Source organism: Streptomyces sp. NPDC002125 (assembly GCF_053593715.1).
In genome coordinates this window covers 111035-129656 of sequence record NZ_JBSFDD010000026.1, presented here as the reverse complement: position 1 = coordinate 129656, position 18622 = coordinate 111035, and the positions used below count along the sequence as shown (strand labels likewise).

Genomic DNA, 18622 nt, shown 5'->3' with positions numbered 1-18622 from the left:
GTCTTCGACAAGCCGTTCTTCCTCATCCTGAACCTCGCGGTCGGCGGCTACTGGCCGGGAGACCCGGACGGCAGCACCACCTTCCCGCAGCAACTCGTGGTCGACTACGTCCGCGTGACCACCGGCGACTGAGCACGGGGGCGGGGCCGGCGGTGTACACCACCGCCGGCCCCGTCGGCGTGTCCGCGCGACCCGTCACGACGGCTACCCCGCGGCCCCGCGACGAGGACTCCCCGCCCACGCGACCGCGAGGAGCGGTGGAGCGGGCCCGCCGCCGGCCGCGCTCGCCGACGTAGCATGATCCGCATGGAGCAGCGCACACTCGGCAGGACCGGCCGTGACGTATCGGTCGTCGGACAGGGCACATGGCAGCTGGGCGGGGACTGGGGTGAGGTGCGGGAGGCCGACGCCTTCGCCGTCCTGGACGCCGCCGTCGAGTCCGGAGTCACCTTCTTCGACACCGCGGACGTCTACGGCGACGGCCGCAGCGAACAGCTCATCGGCCGCTATCTGAAGGACCGGCCGGACGCGGACGTCTTCGTCGCCACGAAGATGGGACGACGTGCCGACCAGGTTCCCGCGAACTACGTCCTGGACAACTTCCGCGCCTGGAACGACCGGTCGCGCGCCAATCTCGGCGTCGACACCCTCGATCTCGTACAACTGCACTGCCCGCCGACGGCCGTCTACTCCTCGGACGCCGTCTACGACGCACTCGACACCCTCGTCGCCGAACAGTGCGTCGCCGCCTACGCGGTGAGTGTCGAAACGTGCGCCGAGGCGCTCACGGCCATTGCCAGGCCGGGTGTCGCCAGCGTGCAGATCATCCTCAACCCGTTCCGCCTGAAGCCCCTCGACGAGGTGCTGCCCGCCGCCGTCGAGGCCGGGGTCGGCATCATCGCCCGGGTGCCCCTCGCCTCCGGGCTGCTGTCCGGCAGGTACACCGCGGAGACCGTCTTCGCGCCCGAGGACCACCGCACGTACAACCGCCACGGGGAGGCGTTCGACCAGGGTGAGACCTTCTCCGGAGTCGACTACGCGACCGGGGTGTCCGCGGCGGCGGAGTTCGCGGGGCTCGCTCCCCAGGGCGTCACCCCGGCGCAGACCGCGCTGCGCTGGATCATCCAGCAGCCCGGCGTCACCAGCGTCATCCCCGGTGCCCGCTCCGTCGAGCAGGCCCGCGCCAACGCGTCGGCCGCCGCGCTTCCGGCACTGCCGCAGAGCACGCTGGACGCGGTGCGCGACCTGTACGACCGCCGGATCCGCGCGGAGGTCCACTCGCGCTGGTGACCCGGGGGCTCAGTCGTCCTCCTCGTCCTGCCCGCCGTCGTTCCGACCGCCGTCGTCCTGCCCGCCGCTCTGGGCGGGCTCGGCGGCCGGATCGGCCTCGGCCGGCGTCCCGACGCCGGCCGTGGGGGTGGGCCCGGGCTCCGGGGTGTCCGCTGCCCCGGTGTCCGGAGCGAAGAGGATCGTCCCCAGGTACACCGCCGCCACGAAGGCGACCGTTCCGGCCACGGCGCTCGCCACACGCGGGCGGCGCCGGATGGCCTCACTCGTGCTGATCCGGCGCGTGCTCGCCGATCTGGAAGGCCGGGGCGCGGGCGCCGCCCGTCTGCGGCCGGTGGCCTGCGGAAGTCTGTACGTCGACATGCCCCCGGCGGCGGGGGAGCCCGGGGCCTGAGCCGGTGCGGACGCGACCGGGGGAGCGGACCGCCGGTCGGCGGGCGTGTGCCGGGGCAGCGGCTCGGGGCGCCCGCGCCAGGCGTCCGTACGGAACCAGTCGGAGACCTGCTGTGCGCTCGGCCGGTCCTCGGGCTTCTTCGCCAGCAGGCCCAGCAGATACGAGTCGAAGGCGGGGGAGACGTCCGCACCCCGCTGCCTGACCGGCACCGGAGGTGTGTCCACGTGCTGGTAGAGCGTCGCGGTCGCCGTGTCCGAACGGAACGGCGGCTGACCGACGAGCAGTTGGTAGATGACACAGCCGAGGGAGTACATGTCCGACGCGGAGTCCGCTGTACGGCCCAGGGCCCGCTCGGGAGCCAGGTACAGGCTCGTGCCGACGATGTGGCCCGCCGTGGTCAGCGCCGTAGAGGGATCGTCGACGAACTGCGCGATGCCGAAGTCCCCGATCTTCACCGACCCTTCGGCGTCCAGCATCAGGTTGCCGGGCTTGATGTCGCGGTGGACGATGCCCTGCCGGTGCGCCGCGGCCAGACCGGCGGCGGCCTCCCCGGCGATACGCGCCACCTGTTCGGGATGGACGGTCTCCTGGGACTCCAGCAGATCCCCGAGGCTGCGGCCCTCGACCAGCTCCATCACCAGATAGAAGCGGTCCTCCCAGGAGCCGAAGTCGAAGACGGCCACCAGATGAGGGTGGCTCAGGCGCGCGGCCGTCTGTGCCTCCAGGCGGAAACGCGCGGTCGACGAGGCGTCGGCCTGGTCGCCCAGCAGCAGCTTGACGGCCACGGGGCGCCCCAGCACTTCGTCCGCGGCGCGCCACACCTCACCCATACCGCCACGGCCGATGGGGGATATCAGCCGGTACCGTCCAGCAACCAGCACCTGTGCACACCAATCTCGAATTGTGGCCCGCTCCGAACTGCCGCGTCGGTGACCTCGTCGGGCTCAAACGCCTCTTACGGTGCGTCGGGTGCGCGGCATGATCAGGATATCCGCCCGCCGGACCTCCGGACGCACGGGCAGCCGCGCGGAGCCGATTCCAGCCAGTCCAGGGCTCTGACCGGCTCGTTCCCGCTCAGCCGGCGGCCAGCCAGTCGAGGAGCGCGTCGGCCGTGAACTCCGCCTGCCCGCCCGGGAAGAGCAGCTCCGCCTTGCGGAACACGCCCTCGTCCGCGGTCGTTTCGGCGTAGGGAACGGCGACGCAGCGCATTCCCGCCGCGTGTGCGGCCCGGACGCCCGGGACGGCGTCCTCCAGGACCACACAGGAGGCCGGCTCCGCCCCCAGCCGCCGCGCGGCCTCGAGGAAGACATCCGGTTCGGGCTTTCCGTGCGCGACCTCCTCGGCGGAGACGTACACGGGGATGTGGGCGTACAGTCCCGTGACCGCGAGCGTGGCCTCGATCGCCGCCCGGGACGAACCGGACGCCACCGCCATCGGGACCCCTCGGCCGTGCAGCCGCTCGACCAGGGCCCGCATCTCGGGGAAGGCGGTGGTGGATGTCCCCGCGAGCTCCAGATAGATGGCGTTCTTGGCGGCCAGCAGCTCGTCGACCGGCGCCTGGATTCCGTACTCCGCGCGCAGGACGGTGAGGGTCTCGCGGGTGCCGATGCCGATGAAGCGCGTGTGGTTCTCCCAGCTGAAGTCCTGTACGCCGTACCGCGCGAGGAGCCGGCGCCCGGCCTCGTAGTAGTTCGGCTCGCTGTCGACGAGTGTGCCGTCGAGATCGAGGAGGACGGCCGGGGCCTGGACACGCGGAGAGCTCATGGCCTCCAGCATGCCCGACGGCCACCGGGGAGGACCTCCGGGGCCACCGTGGCCGAGAGGTCCGCCGCGCCCGCGGGGGACGCGAGGGCCGCCGTGCCCGCCGTCGGGGTGTCCGAGGTGCTCAGCCGGAGGCTTCCGCCCTGCCGGGCTGCGGCCTGCCCGTGCCGTCCGCCGTGCGGCCCACCGCTTCGACCAGCGGCAGCACCCGGTGGGCCACCCGCTCGCGCAGGGCCACGTCGGTCCGGGTCCTGACCACGCCCGGGAGCTGGATCAGCCGCTGGATCACGTCCTCCAGATGCCCGTTGTCGCGGGCCACCACCCGGGTCAGCAGATCACCGCCCCCGGTGGTCGAGAACGCCTCGATGATCTCCGGTACGGCGGCGAGCGCGTCCCCCACCTCGTCCAGATGCCCCTGGGTGACCTCCAGATGGACGAAGGCGAGCACCGGGTGGCCGAGGGCCGCGGGGGACAGGGCCGGGCCCGTGCCCGTGATCACCCCGTCCCGTTCCAGCCGGTCCAGGCGTGCCTGGAGGGTGCCGCGCGCCACCCCGAGGATGCGCGCGTACTCGCGCACGCTGGTGCGCGGCTGCTCGATGAGCAGCCGCAGGATGCGGGTGTCGAGGGCGTCCACCGCCATGACCGGCCGTGCTCCTTGGGGCTGGGTGATCCTCCTGGCCGGGAGATCAGTGGCACGACTGTACTTCCTGCTCACGGCGACCGGCGGTCGCCCGTTCGGAGTCGGCACCCCCGCGTCCGGTCCCCACCGCGTACAGCTCGTCGCCCAGGGCCCGTCAGGCGCTGCGGCGCGCCGAGCCCCTCCGCAGTGCCGCATCCCTGCCGTGTGGTCACGGCGTACCGACGGCCTCGGGCGGATGGTGACGGGCTGTCCGGAAACGCCTCCGGCCCGCGTGTGCCGTCGGAGGACGGTGCGCGCGGGCCGGAGGGCGAGGGGTCCGTCAGACCGCGGACCAGCCGTTGTCGACGGGGAGGATCGCCCCGTTGATGTTGCTCGCCGCCTCGGACGCGAGGAAGACGATGGCCGCCGCCTGCTCGTCCGCCTGCGAGGGGGTGCCGACGTTGCCCATGTAGGGCGCGAGGGCGGCGGGTCCATGGGCTCCCCGGTCGGCCTCGACCCGGATGTTGGTGATGGTGCCGCCCGGGGCGATGGCGTTGGAGCGGATGCCCTTGTCGCGGTACATGACCGCCAGCGACTTCGTCAGACCGGCGATGCCGTGCTTGGAGGCGGTGTAGGCCGCACCCGCCGCGCTGCCCCGCAGGGAGGCCTCCGACGCGGTGAACACGATGGCGCCCTTGCCGGCGGCGAGCATGTGCGGCAGCACGGCGCGGGTGAGGCGGAAGGGGGCCGTGAGATTGATGCCGATGACGCGCTCCCACTCGTCGTCACCGGTGTCGGCCGCCGCCGACATGCTGTCCATGATCCCGGCGTTGTTGACCAGGACGTCTATCCCGCCGAACTCCTCGGCCGCCGTTGCCGCGACCCGGTCGACGACCGCCTGGTCCCGCAGGTCCCCGATCACCGTCACCGCGGTGCCCCCGGCCTGTGCCACCTCCTCGGCGACGGTGGCGGCCGAGGCGGAGTCGACGTCCGCGATCACGATGCGCGCGCCCTCCTGCGCGAACCGGAGGGCGGCGGCCCGGCCGATTCCCGAACCGGCTCCGGTGACGATGACGCTGCGGCCGGGGCCGCTGGTGGTGACGCTCACGAGATGCTCCTTGCGATCGGTGTTTCCGTCGTCACGGTACTTTATTGGCGTGCTGTGCCAAAATGGCGAGTAGTGCCAGAAAGGCTCTCGCTACGATGGGCGCAGCCGGGAAGGAAGGTGGCCGAAAGTCGTGCAGCCCCCACACGTCGGCGGGACGAAGGACCGTTCCGCCGCCTCCGCCGAAACCGCGGCGGGCAGCGGAGCGCGCCTCGGGCGCCCCCCGCTGACCGAACGCCGCAAGGCCGCCACCCGGCTGGAGATCGCCCGGGAAGCCGTACGCCTCTTCGCCGACCGGGGCGTGGCCGCGACGACCGCCGAGGAGATCGCCGCTGCGGCGGGGATCTCGCAGCGGACCCTGTGGCGCTACACCTCGTCGAAGGAGCTCTGCGTCAGTCCGCTGCTGACCTACGCCCTCGACTCCGCCACGGTCCTCATGAGGTCGTGGCCGCGCGACCGGCCGCTCGCCGAGGCCTTCGCCGGGGACCCGTCCGGGCCCACGGGCGAGTCCGCCTCCGCCGATGCCGAGGCCCTGCGCGACCTGGTCCTGCTCACCCGCACCGAGCCCGGGCTGCGGGCCGTCTGGCTCCAGGTCCACTACGACGCGGAGCGGGTCTTCGCGGAGGTCATCGCGGAACGCACGGGCAGGACCCCGGACGACCTCGAACCACGGGTGCAGGCGACCCTGTTCAACAGCGCGCTGCGCATCGCGGTCGAGCAGTGGGCCTGGGGCGAGGACCCGGGTCCGGGTTCGTTGCCGGGTGCGGTCGCCCGCGCGCTGGGCATCGCCAGGGCCGGGCTGTCCGGCTGAGGACGCGACTTGGGCCGTGGGTTCCGGGCTGGAGGGGTGGGGGTGCGGCACCCGGGCCGTGGGTTCCGCGCTGCCGGGGGTGTGGGCTCCGGACGTGTCCGGCTGATCGGACCGTCGTTGATCAGGGCATGAACCTGCGGTCGATGTCCCTCGCGCTCGTCGCCCTGCTGACCACGGCCGGCTGTGTATCCGTACAGCCCGGGACGGACAGACCCGCGCCCGCGGCCTCCGTGCGCAGCGGCAACGCCCCCGCCGTGCAGGCCTCCGCGGCGCCGACGGCTCCCGCGGCGGTGCACGACGCCCTGGGGAAGACCGGGGAGCGGCCGCGCGGCGAGGAGAAGCGGAAGCGGAAGGGGGCGGCGAAAGCGGGTCCGCAGCTCCGCCGGCCGGACGTGGCCGCACCCCCGGCCCGCCGGAGTGCCGCCGACGGGCCGCGACACCAGGCCCCGCCCCGCCCCGAGCCCCGCCGCGCCCGCTCCCCGTACGTGGCCCGGGCGCCGCAGCCGCACGACATGCGCACCGTCTGTGCGACGGGCCGGGGAGTGGCGACCGCCGACATCGTCGACCTCTGCCGGGCCACGTACGGGCGCTGAACCGGCGAGGGCTCGGCACCCGACGCGGCGGACTCCCGCCCCTCCGGCCATTGGCCGACCCGTGGTACAGGTCCGACCCGATCCACTGGGCCAATGGCTCAGTTAACGGACGTACGTTTGAGCCAGAAGTCTTCGCCGTGGTGTGATGGTCCCGTCGATGGCGCTGCGGATACTCCGTGGCGCCCTTTTTCATGGGGAGGCGGGGCATCTGTGCTGAAGAGGGCGTTCGTGGCACCGGACCCGGGGCGGGCGCGTCTGCGTCACGCGACCAGGGCCGTCCTGGGTATCGGGCTGGCCGTCGTCGTGTGCGGTCTGGCCGGCCACTCGCTCGTCGGCGCCATCACCGGTGGGCTCGCCGCGCTGCTGGCCCTCTTCACGGTGACCGACCCCACCGTGCGCGGGCAGGCGGTCACCACGGCGCTCCTGCCCGTTGCGGGCCTTCCCGTCCTCGCCCTGGCGGCCGTGCTGCACGACCAGCCCGTGGCGCGTGACGCGGCCTTCCTCGCGGTCATGGGCGCCGGTGTCTACGCCAGGCGCTGGGGCCCGCGCGGCCACTCGCTGGGGGTGTTCGCCTTCATGGCCTTCTTCATCACCCAGTTCCTCCACACCCTGCCCGAGCAGCTGCCCGAGGTGTACTCCGCGGTCCTGCTCTCGGTCCTCACCGCCTCGGCCGTCCGCTTCGGGCTCTGGTGCTACGAGCGCCGGCTGCCCGTGGCCGCCGTGCTCGCGCCGCCCGCCGCCCGGGGTCTGGCCAGGGCCACCACGCGCCAGGCGGTCCAGGCGACCGTGGGCGGAGCTCTCGCGCTGCTGGCGGGGCAGCTCCTCTCCGGGGAACGCTGGTACTGGGCCGTGGGCGCGACCTGGTGGGTCTTCGTCAACACCGCGTCGCGCGGCGAGACCCTGGTCCGGGGATTCCGGCGGGTGCTGGGGACGCTGGCGGGAATCCCCGTCGGGCTCCTCGTCATCGCCCCGCTGCACGGGGCCGCCCTGCCCTCCGCCGCCCTGGTGGCGCTCGGCGTCTTCGGGATCTTCTACACCGCCGCCGTCTCGTACACCTGGATGATGTTCTCGGTGACCGTCCTGGCGGGGACGCTCTACGGGTTGCTGGGCGTCCTCGATCCGGCGCTGCTCGCACTGCGCCTCACGGAGACGGGGGTCGGTGCGCTCGGCGCGATGGTCGCCGTGCTGGTGGTCCTGCCGGTCACCACCCATGCCACCACCGACGCCTGGATCCAGCGGGCCCTGCGCTGCGTGCACGCCTGCACCGCCGAGGCCGCCGCGCGGCTCGCTGGCTCGGCGACCGCCGACCCCGCTCCCCGGGTCGCCGAACTGGAAGCGCTCCTCGGGCGCGTACGGCTGTCGCTCGGCCCGCTCGTGCATCCGCTGAGCCCGCTGCGCGCCCGCAAGGCGCGGGCCGTGCAGGTGCTCGCCCTGCTGGACGTCTGCGCTCGCGAGGTGCGGGGGCTGGCCTCCGTCGCCGCGGACCCCGAGGCGTCCCACGACGCCCGGCTGGCCGCCGCCTGCTGGCGCGTGGAGGCCTCGGTGGAGGCACTGACGGCCCCGGTGCGCGGGCGCCGCGCCTCCGCCGCGTTCGCCGGCGCCCCGGCGCCCGCCGCTGCCGGCGAACCCGCGCTGGCCCATCTCCACAGCCTGGAGCGGGCGCTCGCCGAACTCGCCGCCCCGCTGCACAGCTCACCGCGCGCTCCGCTGGCCGCCGCCTGAGCCGCCCCACGTAAGGCTCATATTGGTCTGGACCAAAAACCCCTGCCTGCTACCGTCGGTCGTGAAGATCGTGACGGAGCGAAAAGGGGTAGCGCGATGGCCGCGGACAGTGCCGTACGGGCGTTCATAGGGTCGTTCACCTCCGCGGGAGGCCAGGGGATCACTGTTGCCGACGTCGACAGGGACACCGGAGCGCTGTCCGCGCTCACGTCCACCGACCTCGTCGCCGACCCGTCGTTCCTCGCCGTCGGCCGGGCCCCCGCGACGGGCGCCACCGTGCTGTACGCGGTCAGTGAGACCTCCGAGGGCGCCGTCGCGGCGTTCACCGTCGACGAGGACGGCACACCGCGTCCGCTCGGCGAGGTGCGGCCCGTGGACGGCAGCAGTCCCACCCACCTGTCCCTCGCCGCGGACCATCTGCTCACCGCCAACTACGGCTCCGGCAGTGTCACCGTGCTCCCGGTGCGGCACGACGGCTCGCCCGGCCCGGCGGCCTCCGTGCTGCGGCACGAGGGCAGCGGCCCGGACGCCGGACGCCAGGCGGGGCCGCACGCGCACCAGGTGCTCCCCGACCCCTCGGGGAACTGGGTGCTGAGCGTGGACCTCGGCACCGACTCCGTGCGCGTCTGTGCCCTCGATCCCCGCACGGGGTCCCTGCGGCCGCACACCGAGACGACGCTGCGTCCGGGGACCGGGCCGCGCCATCTGGCCTTTCACCCGTCCGGGGGACACGTCTACGTCTTGAACGAGCTGGAACCGACCGTGACGGTGTGCCGCTGGGACGCGGCCGGAGGTCTGCTCGAACCCGTCGGCGAGACGCCCGTGCTGCCGCATGACGCACACGGGGAAGGGGGCGAGGCGCGGACCTACCCGTCCGAGCTGGTGGTCTCCCACGACGGCAGGTTCCTGTGGACGGCCAACCGGGGGCACGACAGCATCTCCGTGCTCACGCTCGACGAGACGGCCGAGAAGCCCGTTCTGGCGGCAGCCGTGGGCTGCGGCGGGCACTGGCCCCGCGACCTGGCGCTCGACCCCACGGGGCAGTGGCTGTACGCCGCGAACGAGCGCTCGGGGGGCGTCTGCTGGTTCGCGGTGGACGCGGAGACGGGAATCCCGGCCCACGCGGGTTCCATCGAGGTTCCGGCCGCCTCCTGCGTGGTCTTCGCCTGAGGAGACTGGGCCCTGAAGGGCGGGGCCCTGGAACGGCATGCGGCGCGGGCCGGCGGAAAGCCGGTCCGCGCCGCATCGTTCGGGCCCGGGGCAGGCGTGGGTCAGAGGGCCTGGGCTCCCTGCGGCGTCGCCGGGGTGATCCCCAGCGCCGTCGCGTACAGCGAGAGCACGAGCTTGCCGATGGCCGGGTAGGCGCCGAGCGGCTCGGCGGTCGCGCAGCCGGCCTCCTTCGCGGCGGCGTCCAGCAGGCCCGCCTCGATCTCGGGGCCCACCAGGTACGGCGCGAGCGCGAGCTGCGCGGAACCGGAGTTCTGGAGCTGCGCGGCGATCGAGGCGATCGACCCCTCGACGTCCAGGGCCGCGGCCATCACCGGCACCGCGAGGCGGGCGGCCAGCAGCATGCCGGTGATCCCGGCGGCCTGCACGGCCTCCTCGCCGCCGACCGTGGCCAGCACGATGCCGTCGGCCGCGGTCGCGACGGTGAAGAGCCGCGCGCGGTCGGCGCGGGCCAGCCCGGCCTCCGAGAGGCGCACGTGCAGCGCCTCGGCGAGCAGCGGGTGCGGACCCAGTACGTCGGTCAGTTCGGCCTGTGTGCCGCTGTCCATGACCGCCTGCCGTATGCGCCGCATCAGGGAGCTGTCGGGCCCCGCGAGGAGCGGCACCACGACGGCGGACGGACCCGAGGGCTCGGCCACCTCGCGGCCGGCGGCGGTGGCCTGCTCGTAGCGCGCGGTGCGCTCGGTGGCGGCGTGGGCGAGCGCGGAGGCGAGCGCGGGATACTCGGCGTCGTCACCGTCGAGATAACCGATCTGCGCGTTCAGGCCGGGCAGCTCGGAACGGGCAATGCTGATCACTTCCTCGGCCAGGCTGCGCGAGGCCGGGGAAGGGGTGCCGGGAACGGCGAGAACGAGCGCGGCAGCGCCCTCAGGTGCGACCACGGGCTCCGGGCGGCGGTGCCGTCCGGACTGGCGAGGTCGCGGCATTCGTACAGGCAGGCCGGAAGCGGGCCCAGTGGGGGTGCTCATGGCGCCGCATGCTACTGGTTTTGGGTACCCCTCTGTTCGGGGAGGGGGCGACCAGGCGTTATCTGTCCGTATATGTCTGTTGAACGGCATACCGGGCTACTGACCTGCTCTGTCCGGGCGTACGAGTGCTCGAATCGTCTACGTTACTCCCGGTACGAACAGCAGGGCCGGGTGGGGTGGGAGCCGCAGGCCGGTCCCCGCCAGCGCTCGGGCGATCTCCAGCGCACCGTGCAGCGGGTCACCGGCGGCGGGCACCACCCGCGCCTGCGGGACCTGCTGGGCCAGTTCGCCGCGCAGCGGCCCCAGGAGATGCTCGCCCAACCGGAACAGCCCGCCGGTCAGAGCGACTTCGAACTCACCGGACCGGAGGTCCGGCGTCCGGGGGCACACCGCGGCGGCTGCCTCGGCGATATGGGCGGCGGCCTCCCGCAGAATCCCCGCCGCGACCTCGTCGTCAGAGGCGCAGGCCGCGACCTCGGGGGCGAACGAGGCGAGCAGCGCGGGCCGGTCCGTACGCGGGTAGAGCTCGCCCGGAAGGCCGGTGGCCGGTCCGAAGGCGGCCTCGGCCCGCGCCAGCAGCGCGGGTGAACCGCCACGCCTGCCGTCGTGCGCACGCATCGCCGCGTCGAGCCCCGCACGCCCGATCCAGGCGCCGCCGCCGCTGTCGCCCAGCAGGTGTCCCCAGCCGTCCGCCCTGCGCCAGGCCGTGAGGTCGGTACCGAGCGCGATCATGCCGGTGCCCCCCGCGACGACCGCTCCGGGCCGCTGGCCGAGCGCTCCGGCGTACGCGGTCACGGCGTCGGCTGCGAGGGCGAGCCGCCGCACACCCAGCGCCTCCGCGAGCGCGCCGGGCAGTTCGGCGCGCAGCCGGTCGCCCAGCGTCGCCATGCCGGCCGCGCCGATCGCCGTGGCGGCGACAGCGGCTCCGGGGCCCTCCTGGTCCAGCAGCCGTCGGGCGGCGGGCAGCAACTGCTCCAGCAGATGTCCGGCGTCGATTCCTCCCGGACCCGTCCGTACCGGCTCCTCGCAGACGGCCGTGCGGGCCGGGTGCCGGGCGTCCATGGACCCCAGGGCCAGCCGCAGTCCGGAACCGCCCGAGTCCACGCCGAGGACGTACGGACCCGGGGCGGCCGTCACCGCGACCACCGTGCTCTGTGCGACCTCATGGACCGGCTCCGGGGCTGGAGGACTGAAGACGACGCGCAGCCTACCGCCCGGGCCCGTCCCCTCGGAGCCCGCATGATCACGCTGTCGGTGTGGGCCGGTAGAGTGACGCCTGTGGCAGCGCGACCGTTGAGCGAACTTGTGGAACCCGGCTGGGCCAAGGCACTGGAGCCCGTGGCGGGCCGGGTCGCGGCGATGGGGGACTTCCTCCGCGCCGAGATCGGCGCCGGCCGCACCTACCTCCCGGCGGGGAAGAACGTGCTGCGAGCCTTCCAGCAACCGTTCGACGACGTACGCGTCCTGATCGTGGGTCAGGACCCCTATCCCACCCCGGGCATGGCCATCGGCCTCAGCTTCGCGGTCGCACCCGAGGTGCGGCGACTGCCGGGCAGCCTGGAGAACATCTTCAGGGAACTGCACTCCGACCTCGGTCTTCCCCGGCCGTCCAACGGGGATCTGACGCCCTGGACGCGGCAGGGCGTGCTCCTGCTCAACCGCGCCCTGACCACGGCGCCGGGCAAGCCGGCCGCGCACCGCGGCAAGGGCTGGGAGGAAGTGACCGAGCAGGCCATCCGCGCGCTGGCCGCGCGGGGCAAGCCGATGGTGTCCGTGCTGTGGGGGCGTGACGCCCGCAATATGCGGCCGCTCCTCGGCGATCTGCCCGCGATCGAGTCCGCCCACCCCTCGCCCATGTCCGCCGACCGTGGCTTCTTCGGCTCGCGGCCCTTCAGCCGCACCAATGAATTCCTGGTCCGCGCGGAGCAGCAGCCGGTGGACTGGCGCCTGCCCTGAGCATCCCCCGCCGCCCCGTTGGCATCCCTGGCTCCGGACGCGCGACGCAGCCCCACCGTTGCCCGCTGTGGTCGACCCGGGACTCGTGCACGGAGAGGAGCACTGAGATGTCCGTGGTTCTCGGGTACGACGAGTCGCCGGGTGCCGCGCGTGCCCTGCGGGTCGCGATCGAGGTGGCCGCCGCCTTCGGCGAGCGGCTCGTGCTGGTCTACGGGGCAGCTCCGCCCGGCCCCACCGGCGAGGAGTACCGCGCGCAGTACGAGGCCATCCGCCAGGCCGGGCGCGCGGGTCTGGAACGGGCGGTCGCGGCGGCGGAAGAGGCCGGCGTGCCGACTACGGTCGCGGTCGTCGACCTGAAGCCGGCGCAGGCACTGATCGAGGCCGCCGCACAGCACGGGGCGCGGGTCATCATCGTGGGCAGCCGGGGGGAGAGCCCGATGCGGGGGGCGCTGCTCGGCTCCACCCCGCACAAGCTCCTGCACCTGTCGACCGTGCCCGTGCTCTGCGTCCCGACCGAGGGATGACCGCCAGGCGAAACCCGCCAGGCGAAACCCGCCAGGTGACACGGCCGCTCGGGACATCGCCGGTCAGGCGAGCACCGCCGCCCGCACGCACAGCACGTCGGGCAGATGCGAGACGAGCTGCTGCCAGCTGTCGCCGTCGTCCGCGCTCGCGTAGACCTCGCCGTTGCGATTGCCGAAGTAGACGCCCGCCGGGTCCGCGTCGTCCGTGCAGAGCGCGTCGCGCAGCACCGTGCCGTAGTGGTCGCCGTCCGGAAGGCCCCGGCTGAGCGGCTCCCAGGTCTCACCCGCGTCGCGTGTGCGGAACACCCTGCAGCGGTGACCGGCGGGGACGCGGTCGGCGTCGGCGTTGATCGGGAAGAGGTAGAACGTGTCGGCGCGGTGCGGGTGCGCCGCCGCGGCGAAGCCGAAGTCCGAGGGGAGGCCCGCCCCGATGTCCGTCCAGTGCTCCCCGGAGTCGTCGCTGCGGAACACGCCCCAGTGATTCTGGAGATAGAGCCGGTCCGGGTCCGCCGCGTCCCGGGTGACCTTGTGCACGCACTGGCCGAACTCGGGGTCGGGGTCCGGCAGGAAGACTGCGGAGACGCCCTTGTTCGCCGGGTCCCAGCGCTCGCCGCCGTCCTTGGTGCGGAACACGCCCGCGGTGGACACCGCGACGGTCACCGCCGCCGGGTCCCTCGGGTCGGTCAGGATCGTGTGCAGCCCCTCGCCGCCTCCTCCCGGCACCCACTTGGACCGCGTCGGATGCTCCCAGAGCGGGCGGACCAGCTCGAAGGACTCGCCCCGGTCGTCCGACCGGAACAGCGCCGCGGGCTCGGTGCCCGCGTAGACGACGTCCGGGGCCTCGGGGCCCGCGGGGTGCAGCTGCCACACCCGCTCCAGCGACGCTTCGGTGAACTGCGGGAACTTCACGGCAGGTTGCTGCGGCTCCACCCAGCTCGCGCCCAGGTCGTCGGAGTGGAAGACCGAGGGACCCCAGTGCGCACTGTCCCCGCCGACCAGCAGCCGGGGCGCCGCGCCGCGGGTGTCGATCGCGATGGAGTAGATCGCCTGGGCGTTGAAGTGCGGATCGCCGAACGTCCACGAGCCGCCGCGCCTGCGGCCGATGAAGAGCCCCTTGCGGGTGCCCACGGTGAGCAGTATCTCAGTCATGACAAGACCTCCCGAAACGCCGTTGTGCCGGTTGAGGCCAGTGTGCACCCGGCCACTGACAGTGGCCGGGCGCACGGCGTCGTCCCAGGTCGGAACGGTCGTGACGCGCGGCTGAGGGGAGCGGAGCACTCCCCTCAGCGCGTCGGCGGCGCCGTGCTGCTGCGGACCACCAGGCTCGTCGCCAGGTCCACCCTCGTCGTGGCCGGCTGCCTGCCGCGGCCGAGGTCGAGCACCAGACGGGTCGCGGTCTCGGCCATCTCGATCAGCGGCTGGCGCACCGTGGTCAGCGGCGGGCCGATCCAGCGGGTCAGCGGCAGGTCGTCGAAGCCGACCACGCTGAGGTCGTCCGGGATGCGGAGACCCAGCTCGCGCGCGGCCTCGTACACCCCGAGAGCCTGGAGGTCGTTCCCCGCGAAGATCGCGGTGGGCGGCTCCGGAAGGCGCAGCAGTTCCAGCGCCGCCGTATAGCCGTCCTCGTGGTTGAACTCGCCCTCGCGGACGAGCTCGGGGTCCATCGGGACGCCCGAGGTCTCCAGTGCGGCGCGGTAGCCGTCCAGACGGGCGCGGCTGCACATCATGCGGGCCGGTCCGCCGACGATGCCGATCCGGCGGTGGCCCAGGCCCGTCAGATGACGGGTGGCGGCAAGGCCGCCCTGCCAGTTGGCCGCGCCGACCGAGAAGATGTCGTCCCCGGGGTCGCCCGCCGGATCGACGACGACGAACGGGATGGAGCGGCTGGTCAGCTGTGCGCGCTGCGCCGCGTCGAGGTCCGAGAGCACCAGGATCACTCCGGCCGGGCGGCGTGCCAGAACACCGTCCACCCAGGTCTGGCCCGGGGTCAGCCGGCCCGCGCTCTCCGAGAGGACCAGGCTCAGGCCCTCCTCCCGTGCGACGTTCTCGACACCCCGGACGACCTCCATCGCCCAGGCGCTGTCCAGCTCGTGGAAGACCAGGTCGATGAGCTGGGACTGCTGGGAGGCGCCGCGCCTGCGGCGGTAACCGTGCTTCAGCAGCAGGTCCTCCACCCTCGTGCGCGTGGCAGGGGCGACGTCGGCGCGGCCGTTCAGCACTTTCGAAACTGTCGGAGCGGAAACTCCGGCCGCTCGGGCGATCTCCGCCAGCGTGGCGGTGCTCTCCGACGACTCGTCGACGGACGCCTTCTCCTGTTGGGGCTGGACCTTTGCGGGGCTCATGCACGAATCGTAGCTCCCTTGTCGCCGTGCACACGCGTCCGGGCAAGGTTCGTAAATCCTTCCTCCCGCCCCCTTGACTGGCCCGAAACGCGACCGTACGGTTCCGGCAACATTCGAAAGGCACGCCGAAACATTCGACAGAGGTGCGGTCATGCGGTCGGGGATATTCACTCAGGGCACACGTACGACGAGATGGGCCGCAGCAGGTGCGGCGATGGCCATGGCCGGGCTGCTGGCCGGCTGCGGTTCAGGGGCCGGTGGAAGTGACGGCGGAACCATCACCGCCTACGTCTACGGCGACGACGCGGTCAAGGTTCAGCAGGCCGCGGTCGACACGTTCAACAAGACCTCGAAGGTCAAGGTGAAGCTGGTGTCGGTGCCCGGCACCGACTACGTCAACAAGCTGCGCAGCGCCATGGGATCGCCCAGCGCTCCGGACGTCTTCTTCAACTGGGGCGGCGGCTCCATCAAGCCGTACGTCGACTCCAAGGACCTGGTGGACCTGACGTCGACGGTCAAGAACGACGCCACGCTGAAGGAGGGCTTCCTCCCCTCGATCATGACGGCCGGCAGCCTGGAGGGGAAGATCTACGGGGTGCCCATGCGCGGCATGCAGCCGGTGATGCTCTTCTACAACAAGACCCTCTTCGCCGAGCACAAGATCGAGCCGCCCAAGACCTGGGAAGACCTCCAGAAGGCCATCAAGACCTTCAAGGACGCCGGGATCACCCCGTTCGCGCTCGGCGGCTCCGACAAGTGGCCCGAACTGATGTGGATGGAGTACCTGCTGGACCGGATCGGCGGTCCCGAGGTCTTCAAGAAGATCCAGGACGGCGACACCGACGGCTGGGGCGACCCGGCGGTGCTCAAGACGGCGCAGACCGTCAAGCAGCTGATCGACGACGGCGCCTTCGGCAAGAACTTCAACTCCGTCGACTACGGCAACGGCGGAGCCCCGACCCTGCTCAACAAGGGCAAGGCCGCCATGCACCTCATGGGCTCGTGGGAGTACTCCACGCAGCTGGGCAAGGCTCCCGAGTTCGCGAAGAAGGACCTCGGCTGGACCGCCTTCCCGACGGTGGCCGACGGCGTGGGCGACCCCGCCAACGTGGTGGGCAACCCCACCAACTACTGGTCCGTCAACGCCAGGACCAAGCACAAGGACGCCGCCGTCGACTTCCTGAAGGCCATGGCGTCGGAGTCCTACGCACAGGCCCTCGTCGACAACGGTGACGTCCCCACCACGTCCAACGCGGCCTCGATGCTCAGCGGTTCCCCCAACCCGCAGTTCGCCACCGACCAGTACGAGATGGTGCAGAAGGCCCCGAGCTTCACTCTCTCGTGGGACCAGGCGCTCGAAGCCCAGTACGCCACGCCGCTGCTCACGGAGATCAGCAAGCTGTTCGCCGGCAAGAGCACTCCCGAACAGTTCGTCGAAGCGATGAAGGCCGCCAAGTAACGATGTCCCACCACACTCCGGTCGCGAAGAGGCACGGAGACAGGAAGGCGGCCGTCGGCAACGTCGGCCGCCCCCCGGTCGCCTGGGCCGTCCCCGGCATCCTCTTCTTCGCCCTCTTCGCGATCGTCCCCCTGGCGATCGCCGTCTACCTCTCCTTCTGCGAATGGGACGGGCTGGACTCCCCGACCCTGACCGGCCTGGACAACTGGACCAGGCTGTTCAAGGACTCCGAATTCGGCCAGGCCGCGTGGCTGAGCCTCCTGCTCACCACGATCAGCTGGGTCTTCCAGACCCCGGTGGCCCTGCTGCTGGGTGTGTGGGCGGCCGGCCGCCAGCGGAGCCGCGCCTTCCTGTCCGCCATCTTCTTCATCCCGCTGCTGCTCTCCACCACGGCGATCGCGATGCTCTTCCACGCCCTGCTGGACCCCAACTTCGGCGTGATCCAGACCATCGGACCCTGGATCGGCATCGATCCCAACGTCATGGGGTCGTCCACCGGCGCCCTGCTCGTGGTGGCGTTCGTCGGCGGCTGGCAGTTCATGCCCTTCCACACGCTGATCTACCAGGGCGGCGCCCGCCAGATCCCGGAAGTCCTGTACCAGGCCGCGTCCATCGACGGCGCGGGCATGGTGCGGCAGTTCTTCCACATCACGCTGCCGCAGCTGCGGCACACGATGACGACCTCGTCGGTCCTGATGATCGTCGGCTCGCTGACGTACTTCGACACCGTGCTCATCATGACCAAGGGCGGTCCCGGCACGGACACCACGATCCTGCCCTACCTGATGTACCGGACCGGCTTCCAGACCTACGACCTCGGCTACGCGGCGGCCATCGCCACGGCGCTCGTCGTCGTGGCCACCAGTATCTCGCTGATCATGGTCCGGCTCAGTGGCTTCGGGTCCATGCGGTCCACCCGGGAAGGTATGTGACGAGATGTCGATCGACACCCGCCCCGCTGCGCCGCAGCACCGCGTGACACCCAGCGCGCCGCGTCGCGCCGGCACGGCCCGCCGCCGCAGGTCCCTGGGCAACCCGGTGGCCGGCATCGGCTCGCTGATCTGGCTGCTCATCGTCCTGGTGCCGCTCTACACCCTGGTCTCCGCGTCACTGATGCGGCAGGACGAGGCGCTGAACGGCGACCCGCTCGCGATCCCCACCGATCCCACCCTCGACAACTACGACACCGTGCTGGACAGCGGGTTCCTCTCGCTGATCGGCAACACCGCCGTCGTCGCCGTGGCCACGGTCGCGCTCGTCCTGGTGCTCTCCGTCCCGGTGGCCTACGTGGCGGTGCGCACCCGCAGCCGCCTCTCGTCCCTCGCCTTCCGGACCTTCCTGCTCGGCGTCGCGATCCCGGCGCAGGCGGTGATCGTGCCCCTGTACCTGATGATCGGGAAGATGGGGCTGTACGACACCCTGTGGGCGATCATCCTGCCCACCGCGGCCTTCGCGATGCCCGTCGCGGTCCTGGTGCTCAGCGGCACCATGCGCGATGTCTCCGAGGAGATGTACGAGGCGATGGCCCTCGACGGAGCATCGCCCCTGCGGATGCTCTGGCAGCTGGCGGTACCGCTCTCCAAGGCCGGGATCAGCACGGTGGCGATCTTCTCCGCCCTGCAGGCGTGGAACGGCTTCCTGTTCCCGCTGATCCTGACGCAGTCGGAGGAGCAACGCGTCCTGACACTGGGGCTGTTCAACTTCATGAGCCAGTTCGGAGTGAACATCCCCGCTGTTCTGGCAGCGATCGTCCTCTCCGTCATCCCCATCTTCGCCGTGTACCTCGTGGCCCGGCGGGCGCTGATCAACGGACTGATGGGCGTGGGCGGCAAATAGCACACCGACGCAGCCCCG

Annotated in this window: 18 protein-coding genes and 1 pseudogene; 11 read left to right on the top strand and 8 right to left on the bottom strand. The window is 72.3% G+C overall.

Annotated elements, in window-relative coordinates; translation table 11 throughout:
• Positions 1-132: pseudogene (locus tag ACWCQM_RS32545) on the top strand (glycoside hydrolase family 16 protein); the annotation flags it as partial.
• Positions 133-297: 165 nt separating this feature from the next.
• The gene (locus tag ACWCQM_RS32540) at positions 298-1290 is read left to right on the top strand and encodes an aldo/keto reductase (RefSeq protein WP_450918660.1); all 993 of its coding nucleotides are present in this window, start codon (positions 298-300) and stop codon (positions 1288-1290) included.
• 9 nt (positions 1291-1299) lie between these two features.
• Here ACWCQM_RS32540 and ACWCQM_RS32535 read toward each other — a convergent pair whose 3' ends face one another.
• The 4 genes from ACWCQM_RS32535 to ACWCQM_RS32520 all read right to left on the bottom strand — a co-directional run bounded on the left by ACWCQM_RS32535 (position 1300) and on the right by ACWCQM_RS32520 (position 5169).
• Complete coding sequence (locus tag ACWCQM_RS32535) at positions 1300-2511, bottom strand: serine/threonine-protein kinase (protein WP_450918665.1); 1212 nt, start codon at positions 2509-2511, stop codon at positions 1300-1302.
• Positions 2512-2755: 244 nt separating this feature from the next.
• A complete protein-coding gene (locus tag ACWCQM_RS32530) occupies positions 2756-3445 on the bottom strand; it encodes an HAD family hydrolase (protein WP_450918659.1) in 690 nt (229 codons plus the stop codon).
• 121 nt (positions 3446-3566) lie between these two features.
• Complete coding sequence (locus ACWCQM_RS32525) at positions 3567-4082, bottom strand: Lrp/AsnC family transcriptional regulator (protein WP_450918658.1); 516 nt, start codon at positions 4080-4082, stop codon at positions 3567-3569.
• Between the two features lie 319 nt (positions 4083-4401).
• Positions 4402-5169, bottom strand: a complete 768-nt coding sequence (locus ACWCQM_RS32520; protein WP_450918657.1) for an SDR family NAD(P)-dependent oxidoreductase — start codon at positions 5167-5169, stop codon at positions 4402-4404.
• Positions 5170-5299: 130 nt separating this feature from the next.
• Here ACWCQM_RS32520 and ACWCQM_RS32515 point away from each other — a divergent pair, with 130 nt between their 5' ends.
• The 4 genes from ACWCQM_RS32515 (at position 5300) to ACWCQM_RS32500 (ending at position 9462) form a co-directional block, all read left to right on the top strand.
• Positions 5300-5977 carry an acyl-CoA-like ligand-binding transcription factor gene (locus ACWCQM_RS32515; protein ID WP_450918656.1) on the top strand — a complete coding sequence of 226 codons (678 nt, stop codon included), beginning with the start codon at positions 5300-5302 and terminating at the stop codon, positions 5975-5977.
• A gap of 143 nt (positions 5978-6120) precedes the next feature.
• Complete coding sequence (locus ACWCQM_RS32510) at positions 6121-6570, top strand: hypothetical protein (protein WP_450918655.1); 450 nt, start codon at positions 6121-6123, stop codon at positions 6568-6570.
• A gap of 210 nt (positions 6571-6780) precedes the next feature.
• Positions 6781-8292: an FUSC family protein gene (locus ACWCQM_RS32505; RefSeq protein ID WP_450918654.1), complete on the top strand. Its 1512-nt coding sequence runs from the start codon at positions 6781-6783 to the stop codon at positions 8290-8292.
• 96 nt (positions 8293-8388) lie between these two features.
• Positions 8389-9462, top strand: coding sequence for a lactonase family protein (locus tag ACWCQM_RS32500; RefSeq protein WP_450918653.1), 1074 nt, complete (start codon positions 8389-8391; stop codon positions 9460-9462).
• A gap of 101 nt (positions 9463-9563) precedes the next feature.
• On the opposite strand, the gene ACWCQM_RS32495 is transcribed toward ACWCQM_RS32500, so the two are convergent.
• Positions 9564-10487: a sirohydrochlorin chelatase gene (locus ACWCQM_RS32495; RefSeq protein ID WP_450918652.1), complete on the bottom strand. Its 924-nt coding sequence runs from the start codon at positions 10485-10487 to the stop codon at positions 9564-9566.
• Between the two features lie 138 nt (positions 10488-10625).
• On the bottom strand, positions 10626-11624 hold the full coding sequence (locus ACWCQM_RS32490) for an N-acetylglucosamine kinase (protein WP_450918651.1): 999 nt from the start codon (positions 11622-11624) through the stop codon (positions 10626-10628).
• Positions 11625-11765: 141 nt separating this feature from the next.
• On the opposite strand from ACWCQM_RS32490, the gene ACWCQM_RS32485 reads away from it, so the two are divergent.
• Both ACWCQM_RS32485 and ACWCQM_RS32480 read left to right on the top strand, forming a co-directional pair.
• Positions 11766-12443, top strand: coding sequence for a uracil-DNA glycosylase (locus tag ACWCQM_RS32485; protein WP_450918650.1), 678 nt, complete (start codon positions 11766-11768; stop codon positions 12441-12443).
• Between the two features lie 107 nt (positions 12444-12550).
• A complete protein-coding gene (locus tag ACWCQM_RS32480; protein WP_450918649.1) occupies positions 12551-12967 on the top strand; it encodes a universal stress protein in 417 nt (138 codons plus the stop codon).
• 63 nt (positions 12968-13030) lie between these two features.
• Here ACWCQM_RS32480 and ACWCQM_RS32475 read toward each other — a convergent pair whose 3' ends face one another.
• Complete coding sequence (locus tag ACWCQM_RS32475) at positions 13031-14116, bottom strand: WD40/YVTN/BNR-like repeat-containing protein (protein WP_450918648.1); 1086 nt, start codon at positions 14114-14116, stop codon at positions 13031-13033.
• A gap of 134 nt (positions 14117-14250) precedes the next feature.
• A complete protein-coding gene (locus ACWCQM_RS32470) occupies positions 14251-15309 on the bottom strand; it encodes a LacI family DNA-binding transcriptional regulator (protein ID WP_450918647.1) in 1059 nt (352 codons plus the stop codon).
• 214 nt (positions 15310-15523) lie between these two features.
• Between ACWCQM_RS32470 and ACWCQM_RS32465 the strand changes: the two genes are divergently transcribed.
• From ACWCQM_RS32465 to ACWCQM_RS32455, 3 genes are read left to right on the top strand one after another with little or no spacing between them, the layout of a single operon-like run.
• Entirely contained in the window at positions 15524-16768 is a 1245-nt protein-coding gene (locus tag ACWCQM_RS32465) for an extracellular solute-binding protein (RefSeq protein ID WP_450918664.1), read from the top strand.
• Between the two features lie 2 nt (positions 16769-16770).
• Positions 16771-17700: a carbohydrate ABC transporter permease gene (locus ACWCQM_RS32460; RefSeq protein WP_267077291.1), complete on the top strand. Its 930-nt coding sequence runs from the start codon at positions 16771-16773 to the stop codon at positions 17698-17700.
• A gap of 4 nt (positions 17701-17704) precedes the next feature.
• Positions 17705-18604: a carbohydrate ABC transporter permease gene (locus ACWCQM_RS32455; protein WP_450918646.1), complete on the top strand. Its 900-nt coding sequence runs from the start codon at positions 17705-17707 to the stop codon at positions 18602-18604.
• Positions 18605-18622 lie beyond the last annotated feature (18 nt).

Coding starts and splice junctions, on each gene's coding strand:
- ACWCQM_RS32540 (WP_450918660.1), top strand. CDS start 298: ATGATCCGCATGGAGCAGCGCACACTCGGCAGGACCGGCCGTGACGTA.
- ACWCQM_RS32535 (WP_450918665.1), bottom strand. CDS start 2,511: ATGGGTGAGGTGTGGCGCGCCGCGGACGAAGTGCTGGGGCGCCCCGTG.
- ACWCQM_RS32530 (WP_450918659.1), bottom strand. CDS start 3,445: ATGAGCTCTCCGCGTGTCCAGGCCCCGGCCGTCCTCCTCGATCTCGAC.
- ACWCQM_RS32525 (WP_450918658.1), bottom strand. CDS start 4,082: ATGGCGGTGGACGCCCTCGACACCCGCATCCTGCGGCTGCTCATCGAG.
- ACWCQM_RS32510 (WP_450918655.1), top strand. CDS start 6,121: ATGTCCCTCGCGCTCGTCGCCCTGCTGACCACGGCCGGCTGTGTATCC.
- ACWCQM_RS32500 (WP_450918653.1), top strand. CDS start 8,389: ATGGCCGCGGACAGTGCCGTACGGGCGTTCATAGGGTCGTTCACCTCC.
- ACWCQM_RS32495 (WP_450918652.1), bottom strand. CDS start 10,487: ATGAGCACCCCCACTGGGCCCGCTTCCGGCCTGCCTGTACGAATGCCG.
- ACWCQM_RS32480 (WP_450918649.1), top strand. CDS start 12,551: ATGTCCGTGGTTCTCGGGTACGACGAGTCGCCGGGTGCCGCGCGTGCC.
- ACWCQM_RS32475 (WP_450918648.1), bottom strand. CDS start 14,116: ATGACTGAGATACTGCTCACCGTGGGCACCCGCAAGGGGCTCTTCATC.
- ACWCQM_RS32470 (WP_450918647.1), bottom strand. CDS start 15,309: ATGAGCCCCGCAAAGGTCCAGCCCCAACAGGAGAAGGCGTCCGTCGAC.
- ACWCQM_RS32465 (WP_450918664.1), top strand. CDS start 15,524: ATGGCCATGGCCGGGCTGCTGGCCGGCTGCGGTTCAGGGGCCGGTGGA.
- ACWCQM_RS32460 (WP_267077291.1), top strand. CDS start 16,771: ATGTCCCACCACACTCCGGTCGCGAAGAGGCACGGAGACAGGAAGGCG.
- ACWCQM_RS32455 (WP_450918646.1), top strand. CDS start 17,705: ATGTCGATCGACACCCGCCCCGCTGCGCCGCAGCACCGCGTGACACCC.